Source organism: Bradyrhizobium cedriense (assembly GCF_054602315.1).
Genome location: NZ_JBTSWB010000002.1, coordinates 1,048,851 through 1,062,961, shown reverse-complemented (window position 1 = coordinate 1,062,961; position 14,111 = coordinate 1,048,851). Strand labels below are relative to the sequence as shown.

Annotated in this window: 10 protein-coding genes and 2 pseudogenes; 9 read left to right on the top strand and 3 right to left on the bottom strand. The window is 64.8% G+C overall.

All coding sequences use genetic code 11. From position 1 onward, the window contains the following. Positions 1-39 precede the first annotated feature (39 nt). From ACYCVF_RS11225 to ACYCVF_RS11215, 3 genes and pseudogenes are all read right to left on the bottom strand, one after another. A pseudogene (locus ACYCVF_RS11225) lies at positions 40-516 on the bottom strand (TRAP transporter small permease); the annotation flags it as partial. 454 nt (positions 517-970) lie between these two features. Beyond that, a complete protein-coding gene (locus tag ACYCVF_RS11220; RefSeq protein ID WP_459602558.1) occupies positions 971-1,741 on the bottom strand; it encodes a methyltransferase domain-containing protein in 771 nt (256 codons plus the stop codon). 178 nt (positions 1,742-1,919) lie between these two features. Continuing rightward, positions 1,920-2,831, bottom strand: a complete 912-nt coding sequence (locus ACYCVF_RS11215) for a LysR family transcriptional regulator (RefSeq protein WP_459602556.1) — start codon at positions 2,829-2,831, stop codon at positions 1,920-1,922. 229 nt (positions 2,832-3,060) lie between these two features. Between ACYCVF_RS11215 and ACYCVF_RS11210 the strand changes: the two genes are divergently transcribed. From ACYCVF_RS11210 to ACYCVF_RS11170, 9 genes and pseudogenes are all read left to right on the top strand, one after another. Continuing rightward, positions 3,061-4,587, top strand: a complete 1,527-nt coding sequence (locus ACYCVF_RS11210; RefSeq protein ID WP_459602554.1) for an amidase — start codon at positions 3,061-3,063, stop codon at positions 4,585-4,587. Beyond that, positions 4,578-5,717, top strand: a complete 1,140-nt coding sequence (locus tag ACYCVF_RS11205; protein ID WP_459602552.1) for an ABC transporter substrate-binding protein — start codon at positions 4,578-4,580, stop codon at positions 5,715-5,717. The genes ACYCVF_RS11210 and ACYCVF_RS11205 overlap by 10 nt, the downstream gene beginning before the upstream one ends. 39 nt (positions 5,718-5,756) lie before the next feature. Continuing rightward, the gene (locus ACYCVF_RS11200) at positions 5,757-6,806 is read left to right on the top strand and encodes a branched-chain amino acid ABC transporter permease (protein WP_459602550.1); all 1,050 of its coding nucleotides are present in this window, start codon (positions 5,757-5,759) and stop codon (positions 6,804-6,806) included. A gap of 2 nt (positions 6,807-6,808) precedes the next feature. Further along, positions 6,809-8,545 (top strand): annotated as a pseudogene (locus tag ACYCVF_RS11195) (branched-chain amino acid ABC transporter ATP-binding protein/permease); the annotation flags it as partial. 10 nt (positions 8,546-8,555) lie between these two features. Then, positions 8,556-9,314: an ABC transporter ATP-binding protein gene (locus ACYCVF_RS11190; RefSeq protein ID WP_459602548.1), complete on the top strand. Its 759-nt coding sequence runs from the start codon at positions 8,556-8,558 to the stop codon at positions 9,312-9,314. A 103-nt stretch (positions 9,315-9,417) separates the two neighbouring features. Beyond that, on the top strand, positions 9,418-10,638 hold the full coding sequence (locus ACYCVF_RS11185) for an acyl-CoA dehydrogenase family protein (RefSeq protein WP_459602546.1): 1,221 nt from the start codon (positions 9,418-9,420) through the stop codon (positions 10,636-10,638). 116 nt (positions 10,639-10,754) lie between these two features. Beyond that, positions 10,755-11,279 carry a flavin reductase family protein gene (locus ACYCVF_RS11180; protein WP_459602544.1) on the top strand — a complete coding sequence of 175 codons (525 nt, stop codon included), beginning with the start codon at positions 10,755-10,757 and terminating at the stop codon, positions 11,277-11,279. A 382-nt stretch (positions 11,280-11,661) separates the two neighbouring features. Next, positions 11,662-12,264 (top strand): TetR/AcrR family transcriptional regulator, encoded by a 603-nt coding sequence (locus ACYCVF_RS11175; protein WP_459602542.1) that lies wholly within the window; start codon positions 11,662-11,664, stop codon positions 12,262-12,264. A 236-nt stretch (positions 12,265-12,500) separates the two neighbouring features. Beyond that, a complete protein-coding gene (locus ACYCVF_RS11170) occupies positions 12,501-14,069 on the top strand; it encodes an ABC transporter substrate-binding protein (protein WP_459606557.1) in 1,569 nt (522 codons plus the stop codon). Positions 14,070-14,111 lie beyond the last annotated feature (42 nt).

Genomic DNA, 14,111 nt, shown 5'->3' with positions numbered 1-14,111 from the left:
ATGCGGCAACTCGCCGGTGCGGTAAAACGACCAGGCGACCTGGAGGAAGCGGAAGCACATCAGGCCGGAGCCGAGCGGGATGGTGAGATAGACCATCCACATCGGCGCTTCGAGATCGTTGGACTGCTGGCCGCTCTGCCACATGTGGCTGACGAAGGCGGCCCCGAAATAGCCGACGATGGCGGTGAAAAGAGCGCCGCACAACAGACCGAAGGTGATGACGCGACGGCGCGATCCGCCGGGAAGGAGGTTGACGAGCACGTCAACGCCGACATGGATGCCGGTACGCACGCCGTAGGCGGCGCCGAACTTCGCCATCCAGATGAACATGTAGATGCAGAGTTCCTGCGCCCAGGACAGGTCCAGCGCGGCAAGCCAGGTGAACGCGGCACGCGCGGGCACGGCGAGGAAGGTCAGGTTGCGGGCTTCTGCCCATTTGGCGATGTCGATCGACAGTCCTGCACCATAGCGGTGCAGCACGGCGACGAAGATCAGCGACGTCGCAGCCGCGATCATCGTCGCGATCAGCCACTCCTCGAGATGATCGAGAAAACGATTCAGCACGCGCAGCAACTTGGTCTCCCCCCGATTGGATCGTTCAAGTGCAACGGTCGGGAGCGCGATCACTCCCGACCGTTGGTATTGTTCTTATTACGACGCAGACGTCAGTTCATCTTGACGTCGAGTTCCCTGGCGACGAGATCGAGCACTTCCTGCCCGACGCGCCCCTTTGCCCACTTATAGGTCGGCTGCATCACCTCCTGCCGGGCCTTGCGGTCGGCTCGGCGAAATGATGCAGCTTGGTCTTGCCCGTCTTCACAGTTTTGCCGAGGCAGCAATTCCCCAACCCCAACAACTGGACCTCAGCCCGACTTGCCGCAGCCAAGCTAGCTTGACGACTGCCTGGTGCGCAACCCGGCACCCGCGCCAGTCCAAGAGAATAGCGGCATCTCGCATTGCGGCAGAGCAGTCAGCCCTTGCGCTGAGCGACCATGAAGAGGCGCCGGAACGGAAACAGCGTCTGCCCCGCCGCATTCTTCGGATAGGCCTTGGCGACGCGCGCCGCATAGGCGGCTTCGAACGCGGCTTTCTCGTCACCTTGCAGCACGTCGAGATAGCGCGTCAGCCAGGTCCCCTTGGTCCATTCCTTCACGGGGTTCTCGCCTTCGAGCACCTGGAGATACTCGGTCTCCCAGATGTCGATATTGGCCGACATCGGCGCAAGCAGATCGTGATAGAAGGCAGGCCCCTCGACCGGCGGCGGGGTGACGAGATGCTCCACCTTGGACCGCCACGGACCGTCGAGCGCGGTCTCGCCGATCAACACATGCGAAGGCGCGGTGAAGTTACGCGGCATCTGCACCGCCAAGATGCCCCCAGGCGTCACCTTCTCCATCACCGACGGAAACAGTGCCGCGTGATCGGGCAGCCAGTGCAGCGCAGCATTGGAATAGATCAAGTCGTACTGCCCGGCGGGAGCCCAATCGCCGAGATCCTCATGTGACCATTCCACGTCCGGCGCCGCTTTCCGCCCCGCAGCGACCATCTCGGCCGATCCTTCGACGCCGGTCACGTGCGCATCCGGCCAGCGCTCTCTAATCAGCTTCGTCACGTTGCCCGCGCCCGCCCCGAGATCGGCAATCGCGCGCGGGGCAAAATCCGGAATCCGCATCAGGAGATCGACGGCGGGCCGCAGCCGATGGCCGGAGAACTTCAGATATTGCTGCGGATCCCACACCATCGTTTCGAACTTTCTTTTTCGTGTTTGCTGCACATCGCGTGGTTAGCACTGCTCGTCCCGCTCAGGCAATTCGCAAGCACCGGGGACAGTACAGGAGACGAGCAACAGAAAAGCGAAGCAACACGCCAGACGCTGACATGGTCGGCAGCACGCATCGTGCACCGGCGCCCCCAGGCGGCTATATGTGATTTCTCAGAATTTCCGAGACCGTCTCGCACATCCACCTGATCCCTTTGTCGCTGGCGAAGCGGGAATGGCTGTGCACCTTCACCTCGATCGGGGCGAGATCGAACGGCAGATCAAGCCGGCGAAAGTCCTTGGCCTGGTGCAGCCGCATCGCAAGCGACTCCGGAAAGATGGCGGCGAGATCGGAATTTCGTACGATCTCCGGTGCGACCATGAAGTGGCCGCGCACTGCGATCTGGGAACCGATATCCCTGTCGGCGAACCATTGCTCGATCGTCTGATGATGGATCGGAGAGGTTATCCTCGCATAGAAGAAGCGCAGGCCGGCGAAGCTTGCTTTTGTGAGCCGTCCCTTTGCGATCGGATGGCCCGCACGGACGAGGCAGACGAACCGGTCGTTGAAGACATCGATGCTGGTACAATCCTCGGTGTTCTTGACGTGACCGATCGCGAGATCAACCTCGCCGGAGCGCATCGCGGCGACGACGTTGTCGGGCACGAACGGCACCACATCGATCCGGGCCAGCGGCGCGATGCGCGTCAGCTTGGGCATGAGCTGCGGCAGCGAATAGACCTCGGCGATGTCGGACATGGCGATGCGGAACGTCCTCTGCGTCAGGCGAGGATCGAACGCGGCGCGTTCCTTGAACGCACGGTTGATGATGGCGAAGGCCTGATCGAGCGGTTCGTGCAGGCGCACCGCCGCGTCGGTCGGCAGCATGCGGTTCGTCGCCCGCACGAACAGCGGATCGTTGAAATGGCCGCGCAGCCGCCGCAGGGCGTGGCTGATCGCCGGCTGGGTCAGGCCGAGGCGGTCTCCGGCCGCCGTCAGGCTGCGCAGGTCCCAGATTGCAAGGAAAACCCGCAGCAGGTTGAGATCGATCGCATCATTCGTTTGGTTCATGCTGCGGATGATAACTATGAATTTGACTTAGCTCAATGCGTCGGGAAAATTTGTGCGCGTTCAGGCAATGGCGCCGTTGAACGGGGACGCAGGATGAAACGGGTGCACATTCCGAAGCGACGGATCGTTGGAAGCCTCACCGCTGCGGCGCTCTCCAGCACGCCCCGGTCCGCCGCGTGCCCGGCAGCGTCGCCCCTTCGCCGGCGATCGTAGTCACACGGGGACGCGCGTGGGCATCCAGTTCAAATCGGCCGACGATCTCATGGCCCTGCTCGCAGCCAAGGAGATTTCCAGCGTCGAGGTGCTCCAGGACTTCATTGCCCAGATCGAGGCCTTCGACGGCGAGATCAATGCCGTGGCCGCCCGCCGCTTCGATCAAGCGTTCGCGCTCGCAACAGCCGCCGACGACGCCCGCATGCGTTCTCGGCCCGACGAGCTCGGTGCGCTCCACGGCCTGCCGCTGACGGTCAAGGAATCCTTCGACGTCGCGGGGCTGCCGACCACTTGGGGCATGGTGTCGCGAGCCGGCCATCTCGCCACGGACGACGCCGACGCCGTGGCGCGTCTTGCCGCCGCCGGCGCCATCGTTTTCGGCAAGACCAATGTGCCGGAAGGGCTGGCGGACTGTCAGACCGCAAATCCGCTCTACGGCACGACCAACAATCCCTGGGACCTCGCGTTGACATGCGGCGGCTCGTCCGGCGGTTCGGCCGCCGCCCTGGCGGCCGGGTTCACCTGTGCCGAGCTCGGCAGCGACCTTGCGGGGTCGCTGCGCACGCCTGCGCATTTCTGCGGGGTGCACAGTCACAAGCCGTCGTACGGTGTGGTGTCCCAGCTCGGTCATTCGCTGGATGCGGATCCCGCGCAGACGGATCTGACCGTCATCGGACCGATGGCGCGATCGGCTTCGGACCTTCGCTTCCTGTTCGAATGCATCGCAGGTCCGAGCGGGTTCGAAACCGTTGGATGGAAGCTCGCGCTGCCGGAATCCCGGAGCCGGCGGCTGCGCGATTTCCGGGTGGCGGTGCTGCCCGATCACCGCGCCTGCGCGGTCGACGAGACGATCCGGGCCGCCATTACTGGGCTCGCGGCCGACCTGCGGCGCCAGGGCGCACAAGTCGATCTCGAGCCGGAATGGCCGATCGATCTGGAGCTCTGCTGGCAGGACTACATGATGATGATGCGGGCCGTCGGCTCGCGCCGCGCATCCGTCGAGACTCTGAGGCAATCGTCGGACCAGGCGGCCGGCTTGCAGGGCGACGACCGAAGCTATCGGGCCGCCGTCCGCCGAGCGGCCGGGATGACGCACCATTCGTGGCTGTCGCTCAACGGCCGTCGAGGCCGTTGCCGCAAGGCATGGCAGCGATTCTTCCGCACCTACGACGTCGTTCTCTGCCCCGTTCATTCATCGCTGGCCTTTGCACACGACACCGCATCACCGCGCGAAGACCGGACGATCGAGATCAATGGGCGCAGACAGGATTACAACCAGTCGCTGTTCTGGATGGCTATCGCAGGTCTCAACTACCTGCCATCGACCGTTCGTCCGATCTCGCTCGCCAGGGGACTCCCGATCGGAATCCAGATCATCGGGCCGTATCTGGAGGACCTGACGACGCTGCGTTTCGCGGAGCTTCTGGACGAGCTCTGCCCTCCATTGGTCTATCCGCTTCAGAACGCCGCCGGGCCTGAGCACACCAGCTTCACGTCAACGCAACGACATCACGATCATTCGAGGAGAAAAGCATGTTCTTGAGACATCTGGCACTCGCTGCTGCATGCGTCGCTTTATGCGCCGGTCCGGCAAATTCGCAGGAGATGAAGGTCGGCATCACCGCAGACTTCACCGGGGCGACGGCCGCCGTCGGCGCGCCGTTCAAGCTCGCGGCGGAGATCTTCCCGGATCACGTCGGCGGCGTGCCGGTCAAATGGATCGTGCTCGACGACGGCGGCAACACCTCGACCACGGTCAAGAACGCGCGCAAGTTCATCGACGAGGACAAGGTCGACATCATCCTCGGCTCGAATACCATTCCGTCGACCATGGCGATGTTCACGCCGGCAGCCCAAAGCGGAACGCCGCAGATCGCGATGGTGCCGGTCGACATCCCCAGCGAGCAGCGCGCGTGGCTGTTCAATCTGCCGCAATCCGCGAAGATCATGGTCGGCGCCATCGTCGACGACATGAAGTCGCGCAACTTCAAGCGCGTCGCCTTCATCGGCTACAATGACGGCTGGGGCGAGCTCAACTGGAAGAATTTCGAGCAGCTCGCCACGGCGGCGGGACTTCAGATCGTCGCCAAGGAGCTCTACAGCCGGACCGACACCTCGGTGACAGCGCAGGTTCTCAAGCTGCTCGATGCCAATCCCGATGCCGTCTTCGTCGGCGCCTCGGCGACCCCTGCGACCCTGCCGCATCTGACGCTGAAGGACCAGGGCTTCAAGGGCCAGATCTACCATACCCACGGTGCCGTCTCGAAGCCGTTCCTCAACGCGGGCGGCAAACAGCTCGAAGGCGCCATCCTGCCCACCGGACCGATCGTCGTGGCAGCGGGTCTTCCCGACGCCAACCCGATCAAGAAGGCCGCGCTCGACTTCGACGCGAAATATACGGCGAAGTACGGCCCCGGCGCTCCGAGCCCGTTTGCCGGATATGCGTGGGACGCCATGCTGCTTCTCAACGCCGCCGTGCCGGATGCCGCCGCGAAGGCGAAGCCGGGAACGCCGGAATTCCGCGCCGCGCTGCGCGACTCTCTGGCCTCGGGCCGCGAAGTGGTCGGCACCCACGCCGTCTACAAGTTCACCGACCAGGATCGCTACGGCGTGGACGCTCGGTCGCGTGTCCTCGTGATCGTCAAGAACGGCGCGTTCGCGCTCTACAAGTAAGCGGCGAACAGGCGCACCCACAGAACGCAGGTCACGACGATGAACGGCACGATGGCGCTGATCCTGGCGCAGGACGGACTGACGACGGGCATCATTTACGCCCTGCTGTCGCTGTCGATCCTGCTGGTGTTTCTCGTGACCCGCATCCTCTGGGTGCCCGCGGGAGAGTTCGTCACCTTCGGCGCGCTCACCATGGGCGTGCTGCAACGGCACGAGGTGCCGGCGACGGTCTGGCTGCTCGCCGCTCTCGGCGGCGCCACGCTCGCCCGGGAGGGGATGCGGGCGTGGCGGTCGGGTCGCCGCACCAATTGGTGGCTCATGGCGGTCTCCTATGCCGTGCTTCCGGCCGCGGTCGTCGGCGCGGCCATCGTGCTCGCGCCGATGGACCTGCCGATCTTCGCTCAGGTGCTTCTCACCCTGGCGATCACGGTGCCGATGGCGCCGATGATCTATCGCAGCGCCTTTCTCGATCTCGCCGGCTCGCCGGTGCTCGTCCTGCTCTTCGTTGCCGTGGCCGTTCACTACCTGCTCACGGGCCTCGGCCTCGTCTTCTTCGGCCCGGACGGAATGCGCACGCCGCCGTTCATTACCGGCCGGCTCGACATCGGCGTGACGCGGATCTCCTGGCATCTGCTGCTGGTGATCGGCGTCGCGCTGGCCCTGACCGGCAGCCTGTTCGCGTTCTTCGAACGGACGTTCTGGGGAAAATCGATGCGCGCGGTGGCGCTCAACCGCAGGGGCGCCCGGCTTGTCGGCGTCAAGCCTGAAACGGCGGGGACGATCGCTTTCGGCATCGCCGGTCTGATCGGGAGCCTGTCGGGAATCCTGATCGCGCCGGTCACCGGCATCTATTACGACAGCGGCTTTCTGATCGGTCTGCGGGGCTTCATCGGCGCAGTGCTGGGCGGGCTGGCGAGCTTTCCTGCAGCGATCGCCGGCTCGATCTTCCTCGGCCTGTTCGAGAGCTATGCCTCGTTCTTCGCATCGGCCTACAAGGAAGCGATCGTCTTCTCCCTGCTGGTCCCCATTCTGATCTGGCGTTCCGTGATCGAACGGCGTCGGCACGCCCTGCCTGACGACGCGGAGTGACCATGCGCTGGCTCTCGCTTGCAGTGGTCGCACTGCTCGGCATCGCTCCGATCGCCTTTCCGACGTCCTATCTGACGCCGTTGAACTATGTCGGTCTCAACGCCATCGTCTGCATCGGACTGGTGCTGCTGGCCGGGGTGGTGGGACTGGCCTCGTTCGGGCAGGCCGCCTTCGTCGGCACCGGCGCCTATACCGCCGCCCTGCTCAGCACGAGGCTCGGATGGTCGGCCTGGGAAACGCTTCCGGCCGCACTGCTGGTGACGGGAGCCTCGGCGCTCGGCTTGAGCTGGCTGACGATCAGGCTCTCGGGCCACTACCTGGTCCTCGGCACTCTCGCCTGGGCCATCGCGCTTTATTACCTGTTCGGCAATGTCGCGTTTCTGGGAGGTTATAACGGCCTTTCCGGAATCCCCGCATTGACCCTGTTCGGGGCATCGTTCGCCGACACGAGGTCCGTCCATTGGGTGGTGTGGACGATCGTCGCGATCGTCATGGTGATGACGGGCAATCTGCTCGACAGCCGCACCGGGCGGGCCCTGCGCGTCGTCCGGCACGCCACCATGGCGAGGAGCTTCGGCATCGACATCTCGAAGCTGAAGACCAAGGCCTTCGTCATCGCCGCGATGTTCGCGGGAATCTCTGGCTGGCTGATCGCGCACTATCTCGGCGTGGTGAATCCGGGCCCCTTCAATGCCAATGCCTCGATCGACTACATGTTCATGGTCGTGGTCGGCGGCTCATCTCACCTGTCGGGCGCGCTGGTCGGACCTGCGCTGGTCGAATTCCTGCGCAACTGGCTGCGCGAGACGCTGCCGGTTCTGGTCGGCGGCTCCAGCCATTTCGAGCTGAGCGTGTTCGGGCTGCTGATGGTCGTGCTGCTGCAGGGCTCGGGCGGCGGCGTCATGAGCCTGGTGAAGCGCTATCTGCCGGTCCGGGCCAGCGCCAAGGTGCTGCCGGGCGGCGAACGCCTGCCGCGGCGGCCGCGGGTCGCAGCCGGCGATGCCCTTCTCTCGGTGAAGCGAGCGAGGAAGCAGTTCGGTGGACTCGTCGCCGTCAATGACGTGAGCTTCGAGGTCCATCCCGGCGAGATTGTCGGCCTGATCGGTCCCAACGGCGCCGGCAAGAGCACGCTGTTCAACGTGATCACGGGCGTGCTGGCGCCGACCAGCGGAGAGATCTGGTTCCGAGACGAGCGTATCGACACCCTTGCTCCCCACCGGCTGGCCGAGCGCGGCATCGCGCGAACGTTTCAGCACGTCATTCTCCAGGCCGACATGAGCGTGCTCGAGAACGTTGCGGTGGGCGCTCACCATCGGGCGGGCGTGGGTGCCGTGGCGTCGATGGTCCGCCTCGATCGTGGCCAGGAGCAGCAGCTGCTGCGCGAGGCACAGCACCAGCTCGGCATGACCGGCCTCGCTGCCGATGTTGCGGTCGACGCCGGCAATCTTCCGCTCGGCAAGCAGAGGGTGCTCGAAATTGCGCGCGCGATGGCTGCCGATCCGCTCATCCTCCTGCTGGACGAACCGGCGGCCGGCCTGCGCTTTCAGGAGAAGCAGGCCCTCGCCGACGTGCTGCGGGCGCTGCGGGCCGACGGCATCTCCGTCCTGATCGTCGAGCACGACATGGACTTCGTGATGAACCTCGTCGACCGGCTCGTCGTGCTGGACTACGGCCAGCAGATCGCGTCGGGAACGCCGCGCGAGATCCAGAACGATCCCAAGGTGATCGAAGCCTACCTGGGGGGATCGAATGAACGACACCCTGCTGGAGGCACGCGACATTCACGTCGCCTATGGAAAGATAGAGGCTGTCGCGGGCGTCGCGCTGCGGGTCGCGCGCGGGCAGATCGTCACCGTCATCGGCCCGAACGGAGCGGGCAAGAGCAGCCTGTTGAACGCGCTCATGGGACTGGTTCCCTGCTCCGGCGGACTGTTGCTTGCGGGCGCCGACATTACCCGGCTGGCGGTCGAGGATCGCGTCGCGCAGGGCATGTGTCTCGTGCCGGAAAGCCGCGAGCTTTTCACCGAAATGTCGGTGCTGGACAATCTGATCCTCGGCACCTACGCCCGCTTCCGCAAGGGCGAACGGAATTTCGACGCCGACATCGAAGGCGTCTATGACCTGTTTCCTCGCCTGCGCGAGCGCAAGGCGCAACGCGCCGGCACGCTGTCGGGCGGCGAGCGGCAGATGCTCGCGATCGGGCGGGCGCTGATGGCCCGTCCGACCTTGCTGATGCTGGACGAACCGTCTCTCGGTCTGGCGCCGCGCATCGTGCGCGAGATCCTTCGCGTCGTCGTGTCGCTGCGCGAGCGCGGGGTCTCGCTTCTCATCGTCGAGCAGAACGCCAGGGCGGCGCTGCAGATCGCCGACTACGGCTATGTGATCGAAGGTGGCCGCGTGGTCCTGGAGGGACCCGCCGCCGAGCTGCAAGCCGACGCGAACGTCGTCGCCACCTATCTCGGAACTGGCGGAAGCAAGACGCCGCTCCCGCCCGGAGCGACCGCGTGATGCCGCCGCAGCCATTCCCTCAATCCCGAGAGCGGCCACGCATCGGCGGATCACCGCCGCGCGTCCCGCAAATCCCGTCACCACGGACATCAAGGAGCAAGCGATGAACCACATCAACGTATCGAAGGGTGAATACTGGACCGGATCGCCTACGGCCGCTTTCGACTACAAGAGCGCGGCGCGCGCCATCCTGCCGCGCCTCGACGCCACCGCCGCGAACAGCGAGCGGCTGCGCCGGCTCGACGACGATGCAGCGGCGGCGCTGCGCCAATCCGGCCTGGCGCGGGCCCTGACTCCCAAGGCGTTCGGCGGCTTCGAACTGTCCCCGAGCGCGCACATCTGGACCTGCGCGGAGCTCGCGCACAGCTGCTCGGCGGCGAGCTGGGTGCTGATGGTCTGCGTCGCCCACGATTACATCATTGGGCGGTTCTCGCAGGAGTGCCAGAAGGAGGTCTATGAGGGTGACGCCGACAATCTGCTTGCCGGCGCGCTGGCGCCGCAGGGGACGATCGAACGCGTCGGCGGCGGATGGCGCCTCAGCGGGCGCTGGCAGTTCGGCAGCGGCTGCGATCATTCGCCCTGGTTCATCCTGGGCGCGAGGGTCAAGAATCCGGAGGCCGACGGCTACCTCAACTACCACGTCATGGTGCCCGCCGCGGACATCGAGATCGACGATACCTGGCACACGCTCGGCATGCGCGGTACCGGCTCCAAGGATCTCGTTGCGCGGGAGGTGTTCGTGCCCGAGCATCGCGCGATGCCGACCTTCCCCACCTTCATGGGGATGAGCCCGCACACCGACAGCCCGCTCTATCGGCTGCCGGTCTATGCCGGACTATCCTCGATGCTGTCGGGCTCGGTGCTCGGCATGGCCGAGCGCGGCCTCAAGCATTTCATCGATCGGACCTCGGTCCGCACGACCGCGCACGGCGTGTCGAAGGCGCAGAATGCCAACATGCAGCAGCGGGTGGCCGAAGCCAGCGCCGAAGTGGCCGCCGCGCGGCGGCTGCTCGACAACATGTGCGAACGCTTCGACCAGGCGATCGCCGCCGACGCAGGTCCCATGCCCCCGGCCGAACGCGTCCAGTTCCGCTGGGATGCGGCCTATGTGGTCGAGCTCAGCCGCCGCGCCATCGACAGGCTGTTCGCCGCCTCCGGCGCGCATGGCGTCTACGAGGGCAGCGACGTCTATCGCGCCTATCGCGACATCAACACGGCCTGCCATCACGCGGTGATCGACTTCGACACCGTGTCCGGACTGCGCGGACAGATCGCGCTTCTGGGCGACATCGGTGAAAACCCGCGCGCGGCACCGCTCGCCTGAGGCTGTGTGAGCCTGACGCCCGGTCCGGGTAGAAGGCGGCACGGGCTCGTCCCGCTCGTCCGGCCGGCGTCACCACGCATGCGAACCTGTACCAGCGACATCGAGGGCAGCGCGATATGGCGATAGAGCAAGCCGTTACGACCGGGGAGACGCCGATCTCCCCTGCGGTATTCAAGCAGAGCATGCGCCGTCTGGCGGGCGGCGTCTGCATCCTGGCCAGTGCGAGGGACGGCGAGCGTCACGGCTTGACCATGACGGCCGTGTGCTCGCTGACGCTCGATCCGCCCATGCTGATCGCCTGCGTCAACCGCGACGCCGGAGCCTATGAGACGATGCGTTCGACCCGGCGCGTCAGCGTGAACCTGCTGGGCTCCGACCAGGTCGAGCTCGCGGAGCTGTTCTCGTCCTCGACCATCAAGGGCGGGGAGCGGTTCGAGCGCGCCGAATGGGTCGAGATGGCGAGCGGCGTGCCGGCACTGGCCGGTGCCCTCGCGGTGCTGGACTGTCAAATCGTGGAGGAGAAAGCGGTCGGTCAGCATTCGGTGCTGTTCTGCGAGGTGAAGGCCGCCCGGCTCGAGGACGAAAAGGATCCGCTGGTGCATTTCGATCGCCGCTTCTGCGGATTGCTTCCTGTCGCCTGACGCCTGCCCCGCAGGACAAACCCTCTAGGCGATCGCGTCTTCCGGACGCGGCGGGCGGTCGGCCATCAGGATCAAGTCTGGAGGTGTCGCAAGATCATTCTCGGTTGCGGAACAGCCGGTCGTGCGAGATCGGCGAGCATGGCATCACCATCAGTGCATCCCGCCCGGATGTCCGACCGCGACCGACGCGATGCGACAGCTTCACGTCGGCAGCGCCGGTTGATCTGACCAAGGGGTTGATGGTAACTACGATGACCGGTACACGCCGGGCTGTCGATGCGCGCAGTGCATTTCAGTGCTTCGCGCTTCGTCTGAATCTCTGCGCGTGATGGCGAACGATTTGGGGAACGGCAAAGAATCGGGTGCTGGACGTCGTTCGCCGATGCGCAAGCGCGGTCGCGAGCGGCTTCAGCTTCTGCTCGATGCCACCGCAGACCTGCTCGCCGAACGGCTGGACGAGGATATCAGCCTCGCTCAAATCGCGGAGAGAGCAGATGTGCCTCTCGCCTCAGTCTATCACTTCTTTCCGAACCGAGGCGCGGCCTTCGTAGCCCTGGCGCAACGCTATCACGCCGAGATCGCGGCACGCGCCGCGGGCCCGGTTCATCCTCGTCCTCAGACCTGGCAGCACTACATCGCCAACAGCCAGAAGGCCGGCGCAGCGCATCTGAATCGCAATCCTGCAGCGCTGCGGCTTTTCATGGGCGCAGGCGTCAGCGTCGAGGTGAGAAACACGGATCTCAGCGGCAACGCCCATCTCGCAAAGCAGCGCACCGCCTATCTGCGGGCGACGTTCGACATGCCCAAGGTACCGGATCTGGAGAAATGGGTCGCGGTGTCGATCGCGCTCGTGGATGGAGTCTGGGCGCTGTCCTACAGCCTCCATCGATCCATCACCCCGGAATATCTCGAGGAATCGATCAGGTGCTCCATCGCATATTTGCGATGCTACCTTCCGGAAGTCGTCGAGCGGCGCGCGCCCTGAGCACGCCTTAGTCATAATAAATTTCACTATCTTCTAGGGTGCCCACGCGCCCCTGCTTCCGCTATGGGCGGCTCAGTGACCATTTTGTGCTCATATTTCACTATGATCGTGAAAATGCAGGGATCTTTCCCTGGGTGATACGCCCAAAGACTCCGCTTTATATTCGAAATTCATATCACTATCATTCCGCGCAGGTGAGGTCCGCGCCCGATCTCCGTTTCCCTGTAAGGAGTGCCATGAACCGCCGAGACTTCTTGAAAGCCGCAACCGCCACGGCAACGGCCACAGTTGCAGCGCCTCGCCTCGCCTCGGCGGCGGGTGAGAAGGTCCTGACCTTCGTTCCGCAATCCGATCTCACTTTGCTCGATCCTGTGCAGACGACGGGGCTTGTGACCCGCAACCATGCGTTGCTGGTGTTCGACACGCTCTACGGCGTCGACGAACGTTTCGAAGCACAGCCGCAGATGGTAGCTGGTCACGAGATCGACCGCGACGGCCTGCGCTGGACATTGACGCTGCGAGAGGGATTGAAGTTTCACGACGGAGAACGGGTCCTGGCGCGGGATGCCGTGGCCAGCATCAAGCGCTGGTGGAGCCGCGACGTCTTCGGAGGAGATCTTCGGAGCGCCACCGCTGAAATCTCCGCAACGTCCGACAACACGATCGTCTTCGACCTGAAGAAGCCTTTTCCCTTGCTGCCCTATGCGCTGGGCAAGCCGTCAAGCGTCTGCCCCGTCATGCCCGAGCGCCTCGCGCTCACGCCGGGCACGGAGCAGGTCAAGGAGATGATCGGCAGCGGACCGTTCCAGTTCGTGCCGGACGAACGCATCGTCGGATCCCAGGTCGTCTACAAGCGGTTTGACGGCTACGTACCGCGACCATCCGGCACCGCCAGCTTCATGGCCGGCCCCAAGACCGTCCACCTCGACCGCGTGATCTGGCGCGTTCTGCCGGATGCGGCGACGGCCGCGGCCGCCCTGCAGGTCGGCGAAGTCGACTGGTGGGAGCAACCGACTCCGGACTTGTTGCCGCTGCTCGGCAAGCGCGGCAACATCAAGGTCGAGGTCAAGGACACCGGCGGCTATCTCGCGATGATTAGGCTCAATCATCTTGTTCCCCCCTTTGACAATCCGGCAATCCGTCGTGCCATCCTGTCGGCCATCAGCCAGACGGAATTCATGACGGCCGTCATGGGCACCAATGGCGCTTTCTGGAAGGACAATGTCGGCTTCTTCCTGCCCGCCTCCCCCTTCGCAAACGATGCCGGCATGGAGGTCTTCGCGGGGGCGCCGGATTACGCCAAGGCCAAGCGCGATCTGCAGGCGGCGGGCTACAAGGGCGAGCGTGTCGTCTTCGTCGTCCCGACCGACCTCCACGCGCTCAATTCCATGAGCCTGGTCGCCGCCGGCCTTGAAGTCGATTACCAGGTGTCCGATTGGGGCACCGTGTTGCAGCGCATCGCGTCGCAGCGCCCGCTCGACCAGGGTGGCTGGAGCGCATGGTGCAATTACGTCCCGGGCGCCTCCGCCATCAATCCCGCGGCTCACTCCTACCTGAGAGGCATCGGAAAGGCCGGCACCTTCGGCTGGCCGAGCAGCGAAAAGATCGAAGCCCTGCGCCTCGCATTTCTGTCGGCTCAGGACGACAAGGAAAGACGGCGGCTGGTTCGGGAAATCCAGGCCCAGGCCATGCAGGATACCCCGTATCTGCCGCTCGGCTACTTTGCGCAGCCGGCCGCGTACTCCCAGAAGCTCAGCGACATTCCCTTGGGCTTCTCCCAGTTCTACGGTGTGAAGAAGGCCTGATCCTCAAGGCCCGTCGATCACACGTCGACCAATGCAATCAAC